General features: G+C 69.1%; 17 protein-coding genes. 14 read left to right on the top strand and 3 right to left on the bottom strand.

All coding sequences use genetic code 11. The features are described from left to right. Positions 1–20 precede the first annotated feature (20 nt). The 9 genes from G510_RS0100370 (at position 21) to G510_RS0100330 (ending at position 9,586) form a co-directional block, all read left to right on the top strand. Positions 21–914 carry a L,D-transpeptidase gene (locus G510_RS0100370; RefSeq protein ID WP_029151958.1) on the top strand — a complete coding sequence of 298 codons (894 nt, stop codon included), beginning with the start codon at positions 21–23 and terminating at the stop codon, positions 912–914. 51 nt (positions 915–965) lie between these two features. After that, positions 966–1,730: a YebC/PmpR family DNA-binding transcriptional regulator gene (locus G510_RS0100365; protein WP_029151957.1), complete on the top strand. Its 765-nt coding sequence runs from the start codon at positions 966–968 to the stop codon at positions 1,728–1,730. 66 nt (positions 1,731–1,796) lie between these two features. After that, a complete protein-coding gene (ruvC, locus tag G510_RS0100360) occupies positions 1,797–2,384 on the top strand; it encodes a crossover junction endodeoxyribonuclease RuvC (protein WP_029151956.1) in 588 nt (195 codons plus the stop codon). 9 nt (positions 2,385–2,393) lie between these two features. After that, positions 2,394–3,014 (top strand): Holliday junction branch migration protein RuvA, encoded by a 621-nt coding sequence (ruvA, locus tag G510_RS0100355; protein WP_029151955.1) that lies wholly within the window; start codon positions 2,394–2,396, stop codon positions 3,012–3,014. Then, entirely contained in the window at positions 3,007–4,023 is a 1,017-nt protein-coding gene (gene ruvB / locus G510_RS0100350) for a Holliday junction branch migration DNA helicase RuvB (RefSeq protein ID WP_029151954.1), read from the top strand. The genes ruvA and ruvB overlap by 8 nt, the downstream gene beginning before the upstream one ends. An 83-nt stretch (positions 4,024–4,106) precedes the next feature. After that, positions 4,107–4,535: a preprotein translocase subunit YajC gene (locus tag G510_RS14820; protein ID WP_051216083.1), complete on the top strand. Its 429-nt coding sequence runs from the start codon at positions 4,107–4,109 to the stop codon at positions 4,533–4,535. A 41-nt stretch (positions 4,536–4,576) separates the two neighbouring features. Continuing rightward, positions 4,577–6,313: a protein translocase subunit SecD gene (gene secD / locus G510_RS0100340; RefSeq protein ID WP_029151953.1), complete on the top strand. Its 1,737-nt coding sequence runs from the start codon at positions 4,577–4,579 to the stop codon at positions 6,311–6,313. Then, entirely contained in the window at positions 6,313–7,299 is a 987-nt protein-coding gene (gene secF, locus G510_RS0100335) for a protein translocase subunit SecF (protein WP_029151952.1), read from the top strand. Before secD ends, secF begins: the two co-directional genes overlap by 1 nt. A 34-nt stretch (positions 7,300–7,333) precedes the next feature. Then, positions 7,334–9,586: a RelA/SpoT family protein gene (locus tag G510_RS0100330; RefSeq protein WP_029151951.1), complete on the top strand. Its 2,253-nt coding sequence runs from the start codon at positions 7,334–7,336 to the stop codon at positions 9,584–9,586. Here the strand turns inward: G510_RS0100330 and G510_RS0100325 are convergent. Together G510_RS0100325 and G510_RS0100320 are read right to left on the bottom strand one after the other, a co-directional pair. Beyond that, positions 9,573–10,115 (bottom strand): hypothetical protein, encoded by a 543-nt coding sequence (locus G510_RS0100325; protein ID WP_029151950.1) that lies wholly within the window; start codon positions 10,113–10,115, stop codon positions 9,573–9,575. The genes G510_RS0100330 and G510_RS0100325 overlap by 14 nt on opposite strands. 57 nt (positions 10,116–10,172) lie before the next feature. Beyond that, entirely contained in the window at positions 10,173–11,681 is a 1,509-nt protein-coding gene (locus tag G510_RS0100320) for a DUF349 domain-containing protein (protein ID WP_342664710.1), read from the bottom strand. A 103-nt stretch (positions 11,682–11,784) separates the two neighbouring features. Here G510_RS0100320 and G510_RS0100315 point away from each other — a divergent pair, with 103 nt between their 5' ends. Both G510_RS0100315 and rpsD read left to right on the top strand, forming a co-directional pair. After that, positions 11,785–13,113: a replication-associated recombination protein A gene (locus G510_RS0100315; RefSeq protein ID WP_084644128.1), complete on the top strand. Its 1,329-nt coding sequence runs from the start codon at positions 11,785–11,787 to the stop codon at positions 13,111–13,113. A gap of 171 nt (positions 13,114–13,284) precedes the next feature. Then, on the top strand, positions 13,285–13,914 hold the full coding sequence (gene rpsD / locus G510_RS0100310; protein WP_029151947.1) for a 30S ribosomal protein S4: 630 nt from the start codon (positions 13,285–13,287) through the stop codon (positions 13,912–13,914). A 118-nt stretch (positions 13,915–14,032) separates the two neighbouring features. On the opposite strand, the gene G510_RS14815 is transcribed toward rpsD, so the two are convergent. Beyond that, positions 14,033–14,542 (bottom strand): type II toxin-antitoxin system PemK/MazF family toxin, encoded by a 510-nt coding sequence (locus tag G510_RS14815; protein WP_084644127.1) that lies wholly within the window; start codon positions 14,540–14,542, stop codon positions 14,033–14,035. A gap of 111 nt (positions 14,543–14,653) precedes the next feature. Between G510_RS14815 and G510_RS14810 the strand changes: the two genes are divergently transcribed. From G510_RS14810 to ruvX, 3 genes are read left to right on the top strand one after another with little or no spacing between them, the layout of a single operon-like run. After that, positions 14,654–14,833 (top strand): hypothetical protein, encoded by a 180-nt coding sequence (locus G510_RS14810; RefSeq protein WP_036321366.1) that lies wholly within the window; start codon positions 14,654–14,656, stop codon positions 14,831–14,833. 36 nt (positions 14,834–14,869) lie between these two features. After that, positions 14,870–17,530 (top strand): alanine--tRNA ligase, encoded by a 2,661-nt coding sequence (gene alaS, locus G510_RS0100295; RefSeq protein WP_029151946.1) that lies wholly within the window; start codon positions 14,870–14,872, stop codon positions 17,528–17,530. Continuing rightward, positions 17,527–17,991: a Holliday junction resolvase RuvX gene (gene ruvX / locus G510_RS0100290; protein ID WP_029151945.1), complete on the top strand. Its 465-nt coding sequence runs from the start codon at positions 17,527–17,529 to the stop codon at positions 17,989–17,991. The genes alaS and ruvX overlap by 4 nt, the downstream gene beginning before the upstream one ends. Positions 17,992–17,994: the final 3 nt, after the last annotated feature.

Raw genomic sequence — 17,994 nt, 5'->3', positions numbered from 1 at the left:
GATCATGCCACCATGGAGGTGTGACAAAACGGGGGATATGGATCGGCGCGGCCATCGCGATCGCGGTGGTCGTGGTGGTGATCGTCGCGTACCTGGTCTGGCCCCGCGAGGCTCCGGCCGCGCAGCCCGCCCCGACGCCCTCTCCGGCGGCGACCGCGACTCCCACACCCACCCCGACGCCGAGCGGCCCGCCCGCGAACGATACCGCCTACGACCAGGGGGACCTGCCGATCGACGACGTCTTCCTCGTCGACGCCGCGCTGCCGGTCGACGACGACCCGACGGGTGAGATCCTGCCGCTGACGGCCTCGCCGCGCGACGAGGCCGGCGCGCCCGTCTTCGCGGATCCGTCAGGCGAGCCCATCGCCTGGCTGCCGCAGGAGCAGACGTACGGCGGCACCGACCTGCCGGTCGTCGAGATGCACGAGTCGTGGGTCAAGGTACTGCTCGCCGGACGCCAGGCGCGAGCGGGCGAGGGCGACGCGAGCCAAGTGGTCGGCTGGCTGCGCGTCTCCGACGCGGTGCTCACCCCCAACGACGTCGTCGTCGAGGTGGATCTGGACGCGCACGCGATCGATATCGTCACGGGCGACGGATCCGATCAGTCGCGCGAGCGGATCGCGGACGATTTCGCCTGGGGCACCGAGGCGACCCCGACGCCCGTCGGGCGCACGTTCGTGATGCACACCGAGGTCGTCCCCTCGCTGGCGTACACGCGGGGACATCCCATCGTCTATCTCGGCGCGCAGTCGAGCACCCTCGCCGGGTTCGACGGTCAGGACGTCGCCGTCACGGCGTTCCACTACCACGACGTGCGCTCCGGGGCGATCTCGAACGGATGCATCCGCGTGGACGCGGATGTCACCTCCCGGCTCGCGGAACTGCCCGTGGGCACGCCCGTCGTCATCTCGTGAACGCGCGCACCCGCTGGTGCGTAAACTGTCGAGAGACATCCGAGGAGGCATATGTCTGGACACTCCAAGTGGGCGACCACCAAGCATAAGAAGGCGGCGATCGACGCCAAGCGTGCGAAGTCGTTCGCCAAGCTGATCAAGAACATCGAGGTCGCGGCCCGCATGGGCGGTCCCGACCTGCAGGGAAACCCCACGCTGTACGACGCCGTTCAGAAGGCGAAGAAGACGTCGGTCCCGAACGACAACATCGACCGCGCTCTCAAGCGCGGGGCGGGCGTCGGCGGCGACGCCGTCGAGTACACGACGATCATGTACGAGGCTTACGGCCAGGGCGGCACCGCCATTCTGATCGAGTGCCTGACCGACAACAAGAACCGCGCCGCGGCCGACGTGCGCACGGCCGTCACCCGCAACGGCGGCAACATGGCCGACCCCGGCAGCGTCTCGTTCAACTTCGAACGCAAGGGCGTCATCGTCGTCTCGGGCGACGGAACGACCGAGGACGACGTGATGATGGTCGCGCTCGAGGCCGGCGCCGAAGAGGTCGAGCCGCACCCCGATGGGTTCGAGATCATCACCGACGCGAGCGAGATGGTCGCTGTGCGCCAGGCGCTGCAGGCCGCCGAGATCGACTACGAGTCGGCCGACGCCGAGTTCGTGCCGCACGTCAAGGTGCCGCTCGACGCCGACACCGCGCGCAAGCTGTTCAAGCTCATCGACGGGCTCGAGGATCTCGACGACGTGCAGAACGTGTTCACGAACCTCGACCTCACCCCTGAGGTCCAGGCGGAGCTGAACGACAACGACGAGGAATGACCTCTCGCCGTCGAAACGCCCCGCGGCAGCCGTCCAGGCAGTCGCGGGGCGTTTAACGTGGGAGCTATGACCCTGCGCGTGCTCGGAATCGACCCCGGCCTGACCCGGTGCGGCGTGGGCGTCGTCGACGTGGCGCCCGATCGCTCCGCGACGCTCGTGCACGTCGGCGTCATCCGCTCGCCCATCGACGCGGATCCGGGGGACCGGCTCGCGACGATCGCGCGCGGGATCCGCGCGGTGCTCGATGCGCATTCGCCGGACGTTGCGGCCGTCGAGCGCGTGTTCGCGCAGCACAACGTCGCATCGGTGATGGGAACCGCGCAGGTGTCGGGGATCGCGCTCATGCTCGCGGCCGAGCGCGGCCTGCCGACGGCGACGCACACGCCCAGCGAGGTGAAGGCCGCGATCACGGGGTACGGATCCGCCGACAAGGCGCAGGTGCAGCACATGGTCGCTCGGGTGCTTCGGCTCGCCGAGCTGCCGAAGCCGGCGGATGCCGCCGATGCCCTGGCGATCGCGCTGTGCCACGCCTGGCGCCGCGGACCGGTGTCGTCGGGTCCCTCGCCGTCCGGTGCCACGCCGGCACAGCGCGCGTGGGCGGAGGCCGAGAAGAAATCGCGTGTTGCTCGAACAAAGCTACGAAACTCCCGATAGCCTGGGGCGATGATCTCTTCTGTTCGCGGCACCGTCGTGCACACCGCGGCCGACAGCGTCGTGATCGACGTGTCCGGCGTCGGATACTCGGTCGCGGTTCCGCCCGACGTGGCGCGCACCGCCGGCCACGGTCACGAGCTGTTCCTGCACACCCACCTCGTCGTACGCGAAGACGCGTTGAGCCTCTTCGGCTTCGCGACGCGCGACGAGCTCGAGGTGTTCGGCGTGCTGCTCGGCGTGAACGGCGTCGGCCCGAAGTCGGCGCTCGGCATTCTTTCGGTCCTAACGATCGATCAGATCGCCTCGGCCGTCGAGGCAGAAGACGACAAGCCGTTCCGCAAGGTCAGCGGCATCGGCCCGAAGACGGCGAAGCTCATCGCCCTGCAGCTGCAGGGCAAGCTGCATGCGCCGGCCCCTGCGGGCGCGAGCGGCGCATCGGCTCCGGCGGGAGTCTCGGCCCAGGTGATCGCGGCGCTCACGGGCCTCGGCTGGCCCGAACGCACGGCGGCCGAGGCCGTCGACCAGGTCGTCGAGGGCGCCTCCGACGCGGATCGCGCATCGGTGCAGGCTCTGCTGCGCCTGACGCTCGCCGCGCTCGGACCCGCCAGTAAGAGCGGTACGCGTGTCTGATCCCGTCGTCTCACCCGAGCCCCAGGACGAGACCGAGCTCGCCGTCGAGGGCGCGCTGCGCCCGCACAGCCTCGGCGAGTTCATCGGCCAGCAGAAGGTGCGCGGCCAGCTGCAGCTGCTGCTCGACGCCGCCGCGATGCAGGATCGGCCCGCGGATCACATCCTGCTCGCGGGCCCGCCCGGCCTCGGCAAGACGACGCTCGCGATGATCGTGGCCCACGAGGCCGGGCGCCCGCTGCGCATGACGAGCGGGCCGGCGATCCAGCACGCAGGCGATCTGGCCGCGGTCCTGTCGAGCCTGACGCCCGGCGAGGTGCTGTTCATCGACGAGATCCATCGCATGGCCCGCGCGGCCGAAGAGATGCTCTACCTCGCGATGGAGGACTTCCGCATCGACATCATGGTCGGCAAGGGCGCGGGCGCCACGAGCATCCCGCTCGATCTCGCGCCGTTCACGCTCGTGGGCGCGACGACGCGATCCGGCATGCTGCCGAACCCGCTGCGCGACCGCTTCGGCTTCACGGCGCACCTCGAGTACTACGAGCCCGACGAGCTCGAGCGCGTCGTCGAACGGTCCTCGTCGATGATCGGCGTCGATCTCGACGCCGAACAGCAGGGCGAGATCGCCCGTCGCTCGCGGGGCACACCCCGAATCGCGAACCGCCTGCTGCGTCGCGTGCGCGACTGGACGCTCGTGCACGGGGCGGGGGAGGTGTCGCTCCACGGCGTGCGCGCGGCACTCGACCTGTACGACGTCGACGCGATCGGCCTCGATCGGCTCGACCGCGCGGTGCTCGATGCTCTCGTGCATCGGTTCCGCGGCGGCCCCGTCGGTCTGTCGACGCTCGCGGTCACGGTCGGCGAGGAGCCCGACACCATCGAGAGCGTCGTCGAGCCGTATCTCGTGCGCATCGGGTTCATGGGCCGAACCCCGCGCGGCCGTGTTGCGACTCCCTATGCATACGCTCATTTGGGCCTTGCCGAGCCCACCGATGCCATACAATCGTGAGGATGTGCCGGGCATCTCCCGGCTTGTTGGGTGCTGAACGCGATACCCACGTCACACCGATCCGCGAAAGGCTCTCCCGCTCTATGGACATCATTCTTCTCGTCGTCGCCGGCGCCCTGCTCATCTTCATGTTCTGGAGCTCGTCGCGTCGCCGGAAGAAGATGCAGGCCGACGAAGAGAGCCGTCAGCAGGCGCTCACGCCCGGCACGCCGGTCATGACGCGATCCGGCCTCTACGGCACGCTCGTCGCATTCGACGCCGACGACCTCACCAAGCGCGCCGTGATCGCCATCGCTCCGGGCGTCGAGATCGAGGTGCACGCGCAGACGGTCACTCTCGACCAGGAGTCGCTGCAGGCGGAAGACGCCGATGAATACGACGAGGTCGACGAGGTCGACGAGGAGTTCGTCGAGGACGACGAAGGCGCTACCCTCGAGGAGCAGGTCTTCGACGACGCGCGTCTCGATGACGAGCAGACGTCGGGCGAGACCGACGAGCGCAAGAACGACTGATCTACTTTCCACTCCGGCGACCGACGTAAGGCACCACTGTCGTGGCGATTTCCACTCCCACGCGCCATGCTTGGCGCGCACTCATCGGCCTCTTGGGCCTCACCCTCGTACTCTTCGGCGCTAACGCGGCCGGTGTCCACGTGTTCAAGGAAGGCACGTGGGTCCCGGAGCTGGCGCTCGATCTGCAGGGCGGAACCCAGATCGTCATGGAGGCTGACACCGACGGTGCCACGCCCACGGACGAGCAGATGGCCCAGGCCGTGGAGATCATTCGCCAGCGCGTCGACGCGTCCGGCGTCTCGGAGGCGCAGATCACGACGCAGGGATCCGACAACCTCGTCGTGGCGCTTCCCGGTAACCCCGACCAGGCTCAGCGCGAGCGCATCGAGGCGAGCGCGCAGATGCAGCTGCGCCCGGTGCTGTACGCCTCGAACCCGGCGACGACCTTCGTCGGCGACGACGGCGAGTCGACGCCGTACCCGACGCCCGATCCCACGCTGGCCGACGAGCCGACGGCCGAGCCCACCGACCCGAGCGACCTCAACTGGGTCACCGACAAGATGTACGCAGAGATGCTCGCGTACAACTGCGAGGCCGAGGACAACGACCCGGCGCACGCGCCGCACGACGAGCCCCTGATCACCTGTGAGGCCGACGGGTCGGCGAAGTACATCCTCGGACCGGTCGAGATCGACGGCTCCGACATCGTCGATGCCCAGGCCGGCGTCAACCAGGACAACGGCTCGTGGCTCGTGAGCATCGACTTCGACAAGTCGGCGAGCGACGGCGAGAAGAGCGGCGCCGACAAGTTCGCGGAGATCAGCCAGCGCCTCGTCAACCTCACGGGCGTGCAGAACCAGTTCGCGTTTGTCCTCGACGGCAACGTCATCTCGGCACCGGGCATGAACCAGGCGATCACGGGCGGCAGCGCCCAGATCTCGGGCGGCGGCATCACGGAGGAATCCGCCAAGGTGCTCGCCGACCAGCTGCGCTTCGGCGCGCTGCCCATGACCTTCAACGTCATCTCGAGCGACACGATCTCCGCGACCCTCGGCTCGCAGCAGCTGATGATCGGCCTGGTCGCGGGGCTCATCGGCCTCGTGCTCGTCGCCGCCTGGGTGCTGCTCGTCAGCTATCGCGCGCTCGGGTTCGTGATCATCGCGTCGCTCGCGGTGATGGCGATCCTCACGTTCGTGATGCTGTGTCTGCTCTCGTGGCGCATCGACTATCGATTGTCGCTCGCCGGCGTGGCCGGCCTGATCGTCACGATCGGCTTCACGGCCGACTCGTTCATCGTCTATTTCGAGCGCATCCGTGATGAGCTCCGCGATGGGAAGTCGCCGTTCGCGGCCGTCGAGGACGGCTGGGCGCGCGCGAAGCGCACGATCTTCAGCGCGAAATCGATCAACGTGCTCGCCGCCGTCGTGCTGTACATCATGGCGGACGCCACGGTGAAGGGCTTCGCGTTCACGCTCGGCCTGACGACCGTGATCGACATCGTCATCTTCGTGCTGTTCACCCACCCGGTGATGCAGCTGCTGGTGCGCACGCGGTTCTTCGGCGGCGGTCACCCGCTGTCGGGCCTGGATCCGAGCGCGCTCGGCGCCGTGCACACCAGCCGTACGAGCTTCCGCAGCCCCACCGCGGCCAAGGGCCGCGCGCAGCGGTCCCGCGGCGAGGCCGAGAAGCGCCAGACGATCGCCGAGCGCAAGCTCGAGGAACAGCGCCGCGCGGCGGCCGGCGATAAGCAGACATCGAACGCGGAGGGCGACCACTGATGCGCACCATGAATCAGCTCGGCAACGACCTCTACACCGGCGAGACGTCGATTCCCTTCGTCGCTCGTCGCCGGCTGTGGTTCATCATCGCGATCGTGCTCGTCGTGCTCTCGGCTCTCGCGCCGTTCGTGCGCAGCGTGCCGCTGTCGATCGAGTTCACGGGCGGATCGAAGTTCACCATCTCGGCGCCCGCGTCGACCGACCAGCAGATCGCGACGGACGCCGTCGCGTCGGTCGCACCCGACGCCGAGTCGTCCGTGACCGAGCTCGGCAGCGGCGACCTGCAGATCCAGACCTCGACGCTCACGAACGACGACACGCGGGCGATCGCCGCGGCCCTCGCCGAGGGCTACGGCGTCTCGGCCGATCAGGTGACCGATTCCTTCGTCGGCCCGACCTGGGGTCAGGACGTGACGACGAAGGCCCTCTGGAGCCTCGCGATCTTCCTCGCGCTGACGTTCCTCGTGCTGGCGATCTACTTCCGCACCTGGAAGATGTCGGTCGCGGCGATCGTCGGTCTCGTCGACGTGCTCGTCGTCACGATCGGCGTGTATTCGCTCGCCGGATTCCAGATCTCGCCGTCCGCCGTCATCGGGTTCCTGACGATCCTCGCGTATTCGCTCTACGATACGACCGTCGTGTTCGACAAGGTGCGCGAGAATACGGTCGAGGATCAGGGCGATCGCACGTTCGGAGAGTCGGTGAACCTCGGTGTGAACCAGACGCTCGTGCGCTCGATCAACACGTCTGTGGTCGCGGCGCTGCCGGTTGCAGCGATCCTGTTCATCGGTGTGTTCGGCATGGGAGCGGAGACGCTCAGCGACATCTCGCTGTCGATCTTCGTCGGCATCATCGTGGCGACGTACTCGACGCTGTTCGTCTCCGCGCCGCTGTATTCGCTGATGCGCGAGCGCGAGCCGAAGATCCGCGAACACGACCGGAAGGTGCTCGCGGCGCGGGCGAAGGCCGCCTCGGTCGAGGCCTAGAATGGGGTCATGAGGGCTGACTCGGAGATGCGACATGGCTGACCCGACCTCGCCCGCCTCCGGGCCGAGCCTTCGATGGCTGGTGCCGCGCATCTTCACCCGCGCGAAGCCGAACGCGTCGGTGCGCAAGCTGATCGACACGGTCCGGCAGAACCACCCCCGCGGCGACGTGGGCCTCATCGAGAAGGCCTATCGCGTCGCGGAGGAGAAGCACCGCTCGCAGCGGCGTCAGAGCGGCGAGCCGTACATCACGCACCCGCTGGCCGTCGCGCAGATCCTCGCGGAGCTGGGCCTCGCGCCCCGCGCGATCGCGGCGGCGCTGCTGCACGACACGGTGGAGGACACCGGGTACGCCCTGTCCGAGCTCACCGATGAGTTCGGCGAGGAGGTCGCGCTCCTCGTCGACGGCGTGACGAAGCTCGACAAAGTCAAGTACGGCGAATCGGCGCAGGCCGAGACGGTGCGCAAGATGATCGTCGCCATGTCGAAAGACGTGCGCGTACTCGTGATCAAGCTCGCCGACCGCCTGCACAACGCGCGCACCTGGGGCTTCGTCCCGCCAGAGAAGGCCAAGAAGAAGGCCACCGAGACTCTCGAGATCTATGCGCCGCTCGCGCACCGCCTCGGTATCCAGGCCATCAAGAGCGAACTCGAAGACCTCTCGTTCGCGGTGCTGTATCCGAAGATCTACAACGAGATCGACAGCCTCGTGAAGCAGCGCACCCCGCAGCGCGAGCAGTACGTGCAGAAGGTGATCGACGAGGTCGGTCGCGACCTCAGCGACCTGCGCGTGCGCGGATCCGTGTCGGGCCGGCCGAAGCAGCTGTACTCCGTCTATCAGAAGATGGTCGTCCGGGGCCGCGAGTTCGACGACATCTACGACCTGATCGGCATCCGGGTGATCGTGCCGTCGGTGCGCGACTGCTACGCCGTGCTCGGCGCGATCCACGCGCGGTGGACCCCGCTTCCCGGCCGGTTCAAGGACTACATCGCGACGCCGAAGTTCAACCTGTACCGCTCGCTGCACACGACCGTGATCGGCCCCGGCGGCCGCACCGTCGAGATCCAGATCCGCACGCAGGAGATGCACTACCAGGCCGAGTTCGGCGTCGCGGCGCACTGGATGTACAAGGAGCGCATGACCCAGACGGGCGGCGCTCCCGACGCGAACGCGTCGAGTCAGGATATGGCTTGGATCGCGCGCATCAGCGACTGGCAGGCGGAGACGAAGGATCCGGGGGAGTTCCTCGATTCGCTGCGCTTCGAGATCGGCGCGAAGGAGGTCTATGTCTTCACCCCGAAGGGGCGCGTCATCGGCCTGCCGACCGGCGGCACCCCCGTCGACTTCGCCTTCGCGGTGCACACCGAGATCGGCTATCGCACGATGGGCGCGAAGGTCAACGGGCGGCTGGTGCCGCTCGAGACCGAACTGCACTCTGGCGACGTCGTCGAGGTGTTCACATCGAAGAACCCGGACGCCAGCCCGAGCCAGGACTGGCTGAGCTTCGTCAAGAGCACGCGCGCCCGCAACAAGATCCGTGCGTGGTTCACGAAGGAGCGCCGCGAGGAGGCGATCGAGCAGGGCAAGGAGTCGATCGCCCGCGCCATGCGGCGCAACAGCGTGACCTTCGCGCGCCTCAAGGAGGCGCTGCCCGACGTCATCTCGCAGATGCGGTACGACGACGTGTCGGCACTGTACGCGGCCGTCGGCGAGGGCCACGTCTCCGCGCAATCGGTTCTGGAGAAGATCCAGAACGCGCTGAGCACCGCCGACGACTCCACCGGATCCGTCGACCTTCCGCCCACCGCGAGCCAGCGCGAGCGCTCGCGCACGGGCGACTCCGGAGTGCTCGTGCGCGGCGCGCCCGACATCCTCGTGAAGCTCGCCAAGTGCTGCACCCCGGTGCCGGGCGACGAGATCGTCGGCTTCGTCACGCGCGGCAGCGGCGTGAGCGTGCACCGCGCCGACTGCACGAACGTCGGCTCGCTCAAGAACGAGCCCGATCGCATGATCGACGTGACCTGGGCGCCCGCCTCCAAGGCGATCTTCCTCGTGCACATCCAGGTCGAGGCGCTCGATCGCGGAGGGCTCCTGAGCGACATCACGCGCATCCTCACCGAGCACCACGTGAACATCCTGTCGGCGTCGGTGCAGACCACCCGCCACCAGCTGGCGATCAGCCGGTACGTGTTCGAAATGGGCGATACCGTGCACCTCGACCGTGTGCTGAACGCCGTGCGCCGCATCGAGGGCGTCTACGACGTGTATCGCGTCACCTCGTCGTAAGGATCTCCGCGACCTGTTTCGTGAACTTCAGGCGCCGGCCCTGGGCGAGCCAGGCGAGTACGTCGGCGCGCCGCTCGGCGAGCGCGAGGAACCCCGCGAGCGCGAGCGACGCGTCCGCGCTCGACGGATCCTCGATGCTCTCGCGCGCGACGTCGTAACAGGTGCGCTCGAACGTTGAGACCGGGGTGCCGGCGATCACGGCGACGTCGATGAGCGGAAGCGGCCACGAGTGGGCGACGAGGCCGCCGCGCCAGTGCCGCTTGGCCGGCGATCCCTCGAGAATGTGCGCGTGATGCGGATCGGGCTCGCGCTCGAGGGCGCCGTGGATCCACGCGGCGGTCGTCCACGTGGCGGCGTAGCCGTCGGGCACGAACTCGCGGGCGGCGGATGCTCGAAGGCCCACGCTGTCCGGGAGCGCCGTGGAGGCGTAGGCGGTTCGCGAGACGCGCGCGAGGTCGCCGTCGAGGGTCGCGGCGGTCAGCTCAGCGATCGAGAGCGGGGAACCTGCGATGAGCGCGGACGGGGCCATACCGCGAGTATGTCGCGATATGGCCCCGTCCGGGAGCGCCTGTGGATAACTGAGGCGTCAGCCGCCGATGGCGCGCAGCCACGCCGTGCGGGCGTCGATCGACTCCTGCGCCTCGCGGGCAGCCCGGTCGTCGCCGGCCGCGCGCGCCTTCTCGAGATCCTTCTCGAATCCCTCGATGGACTCGCGCAGCTGCGTCTCCATGTCGTTCGCGCGCGCCTTGGTCTCGGGGTTGTTCCGCTTCCAGTCGACGTCCTCGCGGTCCTTCAGCGCGAGCTCGATCTTGCGCATCTTCGAGTCGAGATCGCGCTCGACCTCGCGCGGGAAGATCCGGCCGATCTCGTCCCACTTGCGCTGGATGTCGGTGAGAGTCTGGCGGGCCTTCTTCAGATCCGCGATGTCGGCCACGACGCGGGCCTCGACGACGAGCGCCTCGCGGGCCTCGATGCGCGGCTTCGACTCGGCCTGCTCCTCGAGGGAGCGCTCGGCGCGCGCGCCGTAGAGCACGTCTCCCGCAGCCTTGAACCGGGCCCACAGCGCGTCGTCGGCCTTGCGGCCGGCGCGGCCGAGGCGCTTCCACTCGTCGAGGAGGTCGCGGTACGCGGGGATCGCGTCCTCGCCGCGCGAGGCCATCGCCTCGGCGCGCTCGATGAGGCGGGTCTTGTCGGCCTTCGCGGCCTTGTGCACCTCGTCGAGCTCGGAGAAGAAGGCGCGGCGGGCGCGCTCGATCTTCGAGCGCGAGTCGCGGAATCGCTTCCAGAGCGCCTGCGCGGTCGACTTGGGAAGGCGCGGTGCCGACTTCTGGTGCTCCTGCCAGGCGGCGAACAGGGCGTTCAGGTCGGCCGTCGCCTGCTTCCACTGCACCTGCTGCGGGTCGCGCGCGGCGAGCTCCTCGACCTTCTCGACGATCACGGTGCGGTCGGCGATCGCTTGGTCGACGGCCGCGCGCTGCGCCGCCGCCTCCTGTGCGCTCGCCTCGGCGAGCTCGTCGACCATCACCGTGAGGCGCCGGTCGAGCTCCGCGAGGTCTCCGACGGCAGCGGCGCCGACGACGTCGCTCTTCAGCTGCGTGGCCTGCTTGCGCAGATCCGATGCCGATGCGCCGCCCGCCTGGTGGCGCTGCTCGATCGTGTGCACCTTGAACGCGAGGTCATCGAACTTCTGCACGTAGTACTGCAGCGCCTCGTCGTGCGATCCGTCCGGGTACTCGCCGACCACGCGCCACTCGTCGCCCTCCTTGACGGAGACGACGCCGTTCTCGTCCACGCGGCCCCAGTCGCTCGCGCCGGGCGTGGCGGGAGGAGCGGCCGGCGCGACGACGGGCGCCGTCGGGGCCGCGGGCTTCGCGAGCCGCGCCATCGCGGCCGGGCTCGGCACGGCGGAGGGCTTCGGAGCCGGCGCCTTCTTCGGGGCGGCGGGCTCGGGCTCGGTAGCCTCGGGCTCTGCCGTCGCGGGCTCCGCAGCCTCGGGCTCGGCCGGAACAGCGGCGTTCTCGGCGGACTCGACGTCGGGCGCGTTCTCGGGCTCGGTGACGCTGTCGGATGTGGGGGTGTTGTCGGAGATCGACACGAGAGGCTCCTTGGCGCGGCGACCGCGTGAAGGGGGAAAGGGACGGGCCCAGCCTATGACATTCCCGGGATGAAAGTGCGCCGAACCGGATAGCGTGGGTGGGATGAATTCCTCCGGCGCGCTCTTCTCGGGGCAGACCCCTCTCGCGGTCCGCATGCGGCCCGTCTCGCTCGACGAGGTCGCCGGGCAGGGCCACCTCCTCGGTTCCGGATCTCCGATCGTCGCGCTGGCTGACCCCGATGCCGCGAAGCCCGGCACCGTCTCGGTCATCCTCTGGGGTCCGCCCGGCACGGGGAAGACGACGCTCGCGCAAGCGATCGCGCGCTCGTCGGGCCGCCGTTTCGTGGAACTGTCCGCGATCACGGCGGGCGTGAAGGACGTGCGCGAGGTCATGAAGCAGGCCCTCGACGATCGCGACCTCTACGGGCAGACGACGATTCTGTTCCTCGACGAGATCCACCGCTTCACGAAGGCCCAGCAGGACGCGCTGCTGCCGGGCGTGGAGAACGGGTGGGTGATCCTGATCGCGGCGACGACCGAGAACCCCTCGTTCTCGGTGATCTCCCCGCTGATGTCGCGCTCGCTCCTGCTCACCCTGAAGCCGCTCACCGACGGCGACCTGGCGAGCCTCGTCGACCGTGCGGTGACCGATCCGCGCGGGCTCGACGGATCCGTCGTGCTGGACGACGAGGCGCGCGACGCGATCGTGAGCCTGTCCTCGGGCGACGCCCGGCGCGCGCTCACGGCGCTCGAGGCGGCCGCGGGCGTCGCGCTCAGCGAGTCGGACGGATCCGCGGAGCCGCGCGTGACGGCCGACCAGGTCGCGCAGGCCGTCGACCGCGCGCTGCTGCGGTACGACCGGCAGGGCGATGAGCATTACGACGTGATCAGCGCGTTCATCAAGTCGATCCGCGGATCCGACCCGGACGCGGCGGTGCACTACCTCGCGCGCATGATCGAGGCGGGGGAGGACGCGCGCTTCATCGCCCGCCGGCTGATGGTGCACGCGGCGGAGGACATCGGGCTCGCCGACCCGCGCGCGCTGCAGATCGCCGTCGCGGCCGCCGACACGGTGCAGCTGATCGGCATGCCCGAGGCGCGGATCCCGCTCGCGGAGGCGACGATCTACCTCGCGACGGCGCCGAAGTCGGGCGCCGTGATCAACGCGATCGACTCGGCGATCGCCGACGTGAAGGCGGGCCGGATCGGCACGGTGCCGCTGCACCTGCGCGACGTCCACTACGCGGGGGCGAAGCGGCTCGGGCACGGCAAGGGATACCTCTTCCCGCACAACGATCCGCGGGGCGTGGTCACCCAGCAGTACCTGCCGGACGCGCTGCGCGGCACCAGGTATTACGAGCCGACGACGCACGGCGCCGAGCGCGAGGTCGCCGACCGGCTCGAGAAGATCCGCCGCATCGTGGGGGACTGACGCCCGCGCTCAGGCAGGACCCAGCCGTTCTGGTAGAATCGTATGGCTCGATCTCCGAGCACATCCCCTTCGCTTATCCTGCGGGTACTCCGGCGTACGCCCGCGCATGGGAAGAAGGCGGAATGTACGCCCGTGAAGCCGCCTGATCGGCGGCACGTGAAAGGAACCTCAATGGTTACCAAGTCCCAGGACCGCCGCAAGGTCCGGCTCTCGCGCGCACTCGGCATCCCGCTGACGCCGAAGGCCGCGCGCTACATGGAGAACCGCCCGTACGGCCCCGGCCAGCACGGACGCACCAAGCGCAAGACCGACAGTGACTACGCCGTGCGTCTGCGCGAGAAGCAGCGTCTGCGCGAGCAGTACGGCATCCGCGAGGCGCAGCTGCGCATCGCCTTCAACGAGGCGAACCGCACCGAGGGCCTGACGGGTGAGAACCTCGTCGAGCTGCTCGAGATGCGTCTCGACGCGCTCGTCGTTCGTTCGGGCTTCGCTCGCACGACCGCACAGGCTCGTCAGTTCGTGGTGCACCGCCACATCCTCGTCGACGGCAAGCTCGTCGACCGCCCGTCGTTCCGCGTCAAGCCGGGTCAGACGATCGAGGTCAAGGCCAAGAGCGAGGGCCTCGAGCCCTTCCAGGTCGCAGCCGCCGGCGGACACGCCGAGGTTCTGCCTCCCGTCCCCGCCTACCTCGAGGTGACGCTCGACAAGCTTCAGGCGAAGCTCGTCGCTCGTCCGAAGCGCGCTGAGGTCCCCGTGACCTGTGAAGTGCAGCTCGTCGTCGAGTACTACGCCGCGCGCTAAGCGCCCGTCGAAAAGGCGTCCCGGACTTCCGTCCGGGGCGCCTTTTGCGTGTGCGGGAGTGCCTCGTGGTCGTTCTGAGCGCCCATAACGACCACGAGGCATTCCGGGAGGAACCGGGTCAGCGCGTTTTCCAGCCGTACGCCTTCTGGAGGACCATTGCGACGCGCGTGAAGCGGTCGAGGTCGAGGGCCGCGGCCTCTCGGCGCATGCCGTCGCGGTGCACGCTGTAGAGCTGGTCGGTGTCGACCCAGGACGGGCGTCCGCTCGAGTCCCACGGGCCCGAACCGATGCCGAGCCTGTCGTCGCGGCCCGTCTTCTGCTTGCTCGTCAGCTTCACGGCGTACACGCGGTCGGCCGACTGGCGGGCGATCACGAGAACGGGCCGGTCCTTCCCGCGGCCGTCGTTCTCGGCATACGGCACCCAGGTCCAGACGATCTCGCCTGCGTCGGGGTCGCCGTCGTCGTTGGGGGAGTACTCGAGCAGCAGCCCGCGCACCTGTTCGGGGGAGACCTCGATGGTGTCGGTCGAACCGGCGCGCTGTGATCGGTTTCGCTTGTTGCCGGACGAATCGGCGAGCGCCTTGACGCCGAGAGTGAGCACCGTTGACCAGAATCCGCGTTTCGCCACGACGTCAGCATAGGCGCTCGGGAAGACAGGCTACGCTCTCGTGAGCGCGAACGCGCAGGCCGAACGGCTTAGGATGGATGCGCCCGTCCGCTCGCGACCAAGGGAGATGGCATGAAGAACGTTGCGTGGTTCCTGTTCGGCATCATCAGCGGTTTCGTCGCCGCGCATTTCATGAACAAGGATCCGCGAGGTCACGAACTGTTGGCATCGATCGACTCGCGCATCAGCGGTTTCACCGGCACGATGTCCGAGGCGTACCACGCCGAGGTCGCGCGCGAAACCAACGACTGACATCCTCTCGCCAGACACAAGGACACACTCCCTGATATGAAGACCGCGGAGATCGCTAACCGCTACCTCGATTACTTCCGTTCGAAGGATCACACGATCGTTCCGTCGGCGTCGCTCGTCAGCGACGATCCGTCGATCATGTTCACGATCGCCGGAATGGTGCCGTTCATTCCGTACCTGACCGGCGTGGTGCCGGCCCCGTACAAGAGCGTCGCCGACCTGCAGAAGTGCATCCGGACGAACGACATCGAAGAGGTGGGCCAGACCGCGCGTCATGGCACCTTCTTCCAGATGATGGGCAACTGGTCGTTCGGCGACTACTTCAAGAAGGAAGCCATCGGCTACGCCTGGGAGCTTCTGACCTCGAGCGAGTCGGACGGCGGGCTCGGCTTCGCCGAGAAGGACCTCTGGGTCACCGTCTACGAGGACGACGACGAGGCGGAGCAGCTCTGGCGCTCCATCGCGGGGCTCCCCGCGAACCGGATCCAGCGGCTGGGCCGCGAGGACAACTACTGGACGACGGGGCAGCCGGGACCGGCAGGGCCCTCCTCCGAGATCTACGTCGACCGCGGCCCCGCGTACGGCAAGGACGGCGGCCCCGCCGTCGACGACAACCGGTTCCTCGAGATCTGGAACCTCGTGTTCATGCAGTACGCGATCGACAACGTGCGCTCGAAGACCGAGTTCGACATCGTCGGCGAGCTGCCGCAGAAGAACATCGACACGGGCCTCGGCCTCGAGCGCGTCGCGTTCCTGAAGCAGGGCGTCGAGAACATGTACGAGACGGACCAGGTGCGCCCGGTCCTCGATCGCGCCGTGGAGCTCTCCGGGCGCCGATACGGCGTCGACCACGCCGACGACGTGCGCTTCCGCGTCATCGCCGACCACGTGCGCTCGTCGCTCATGCTGCTCAGCGACGGCGTCACGCCGTCCAACGAGGGCCGCGGCTACATCCTCCGCCGCCTGATGCGCCGCACCGTGCGCTCGATGCGCCTGCTCGGCGTCGAAGAGGCGACGTTCCCCGAGCTGTTCGCCGCGTCGCGCGAGGCGATGTCGACCGGGTACCCCGAGATCGATACCGACTGGCAGCGCATCTCGAATTACGCGTTCGCCGAGGAAGAGACCTTCCTGCGCACGCTCGCGTCGGGATCCACGATCCTCGACACGGCCGTGACCAAGGCCAAGGAGGCGGGAACCGCGAAGCTCGGCGGCGACCAGGCCTTCCTTCTGCACGACACCTACGGATTCCCGATCGATCTCACGCTGGAGATCGCCGAGGAGGCCGGTATCGGCGTCGACCGCGATGGTTTCGACGACCTCATGCGCTCCCAGCGCGAGCGCGCGAAGGAGAACGCCCGGTCGCGCAAGACCCAGATCGCCGACCTCAGCGTCTACCGCGAGTACCGCGCAGCGGGCGAGACCCGGTTCCTCGGGTACGACGAGCTCGTCGCCGAGAGCCGCGTGCTCGGACTGATCGTCGACGGCGCCCCGGTCGAGCGCGCCTCGGCCGGCCAGACGGCCGAGGTCATCCTGCCCGAGACGACGCTGTACGCCGAGTCGGGCGGTCAGGTCGCCGACCGCGGCACGATCGTGGGCGCCGGGTTCGAGCTCGACGTCATCGACGTTCAGCGCCCGGTCGCCGGGCTCGTGAGCCACACCGTGACGGTGCACTCCGGCGAGGTCGCCGTGGGCGACGCCGCCACGACCGTCGTCGACGAGAACAACCGCCGGCGCGCTCAGGCCGCGCACTCCGCGACGCACCTTGTACACGCCGCGCTGCGCGACACCCTCGGGTCGGCCGCCACGCAGACCGGATCCCTGAACCGCGCGGGCTACCTGCGGATCGACTTCTCCTGGGGACAGTCGCTGTCGAACGCGACGAAGACCGAGATCGAGGAGATCGCCAACAGCGCCGTCTCCGACAACCTCGAGGTCACGACCCGGGTGATGAGCCTCGACGACGCCAAGGCCGCGGGCGCCACCGCGCTGTTCGGCGAGAAGTACGGCGCCGAGGTGCGCATGGTCGACATCGGCGGCCCGTGGTCGCGCGAGCTCTGCGGCGGCACCCACGTGGGGCGCTCGTCGGAGATCGGCCTCATCTCGCTCACGAGCGAGGCATCGGTCGGCGCGTCGAACCGCCGCGTCGAGGCCTTGGTCGGCCAGGACGCGCTGCGCGAGCTCACGGCAGAGCGCGCGCTCGTCGCCGAGCTCAGCGGCCAGCTGAAGGCGCCGAAGGATCAGCTCGCGGCGCGCATCGCTGAGCTGAGCGCCAACCTCAAGCGCGCCGAGAAGAAGATCGCGGCGTTCGAGGCCCAGAGCCTGTCGCAGCGCGTGCCCGCGCTCGTATCGGGCGCGGCGCCCGCCGGTCGCGTCCAGCTGGTCGCGGCATCGGTCGGCGAGGTCGGATCCGCGGATGACGTGCGCGCGCTCGTCACGCAGGTGCGCGAGCGGCTCGCCGCGCAGGCGGCCGTGGTCGCGCTCGTCGGCGTCGTCGGCTCGCGCCCCGTCGTCGTGATCGCGACGACCGAGGCCGCGCGCCAGGCCGGCGCACAGGCCGGAGCCCTCGTGAAGACGGCGACCGGCGTGCTCGGCGGCGGCGGCGGCGGCAAGCCCGACCTCGCCCAGGGCGGCGGCCAGGACGCAACTCGCGTCGACGCGGCCCTCGACGCGGTGCGGGCGGCCGTTCTGGCGCTGTGAGCGAGTTCCGAAGGGGCGTGCGCCTCGGCGTCGACGTCGGCCGGGCGCGCATCGGCGTCGCCCGGTCCGACGCCGACGGCATGCTCGCCGTTCCCGTCGAAACCGTCGCGAGGAACGACGGTTCGATCGCCCGCATCGTCGAGATCGCGGGCGAATACTCTCCGATCGAGATCGTCGTGGGCCTGCCCCTGAACATGCGCGGCGACGACACGCCGTCGACCGCCGACGCTCGCGAATTCGCCGCGCTGATCGCCGCGGCGCTGCCGGAGACCGGCGTGCGGCTCGTGGACGAGCGCCTGAGCACCGTGAGCGCCCACACCGCGCTCCGCCAGTCCGGCAGGTCGCAGAAGGGTTCTCGCGGTATCGTCGATCAGATTGCGGCGGTCGTGTTCCTGCAGCACGCCGTCGACACCGAGAAGAGCACCGGACGTGCGCCCGGAGCGCTGCTGGACGAGGAGTAGACC

Source organism: Microbacterium gubbeenense DSM 15944, assembly GCF_000422745.1.
Lineage (GTDB): Bacteria > Actinomycetota > Actinomycetes > Actinomycetales > Microbacteriaceae > Microbacterium > Microbacterium gubbeenense.
The sequence above is the reverse complement of the archived record's forward strand: the minus strand, read 5'-3'. Positions and strand labels throughout refer to the sequence as shown.

Excerpts from the sequence above, each read along its gene's own strand:
- G510_RS0100365 (WP_029151957.1), top strand. The coding sequence starts at position 966 with ATGTCTGGACACTCCAAGTGGGCGACCACCAAGCATAAGAAGGCGGCG.
- secF (WP_029151952.1), top strand. The coding sequence starts at position 6,313 with ATGCGCACCATGAATCAGCTCGGCAACGACCTCTACACCGGCGAGACG.
- alaS (WP_029151946.1), top strand. The coding sequence starts at position 14,870 with ATGAAGACCGCGGAGATCGCTAACCGCTACCTCGATTACTTCCGTTCG.
- rpsD (WP_029151947.1), top strand. The coding sequence starts at position 13,285 with ATGGTTACCAAGTCCCAGGACCGCCGCAAGGTCCGGCTCTCGCGCGCA.
- ruvC (WP_029151956.1), top strand. The coding sequence starts at position 1,797 with ATGACCCTGCGCGTGCTCGGAATCGACCCCGGCCTGACCCGGTGCGGC.
- G510_RS0100325 (WP_029151950.1), bottom strand. The coding sequence starts at position 10,115 with ATGGCCCCGTCCGCGCTCATCGCAGGTTCCCCGCTCTCGATCGCTGAG.
- G510_RS14820 (WP_051216083.1), top strand. The coding sequence starts at position 4,107 with ATGGACATCATTCTTCTCGTCGTCGCCGGCGCCCTGCTCATCTTCATG.
- ruvA (WP_029151955.1), top strand. The coding sequence starts at position 2,394 with ATGATCTCTTCTGTTCGCGGCACCGTCGTGCACACCGCGGCCGACAGC.
- G510_RS0100330 (WP_029151951.1), top strand. The coding sequence starts at position 7,334 with ATGGCTGACCCGACCTCGCCCGCCTCCGGGCCGAGCCTTCGATGGCTG.
- G510_RS14810 (WP_036321366.1), top strand. The coding sequence starts at position 14,654 with ATGAAGAACGTTGCGTGGTTCCTGTTCGGCATCATCAGCGGTTTCGTC.
- G510_RS0100315 (WP_084644128.1), top strand. The coding sequence starts at position 11,785 with ATGAATTCCTCCGGCGCGCTCTTCTCGGGGCAGACCCCTCTCGCGGTC.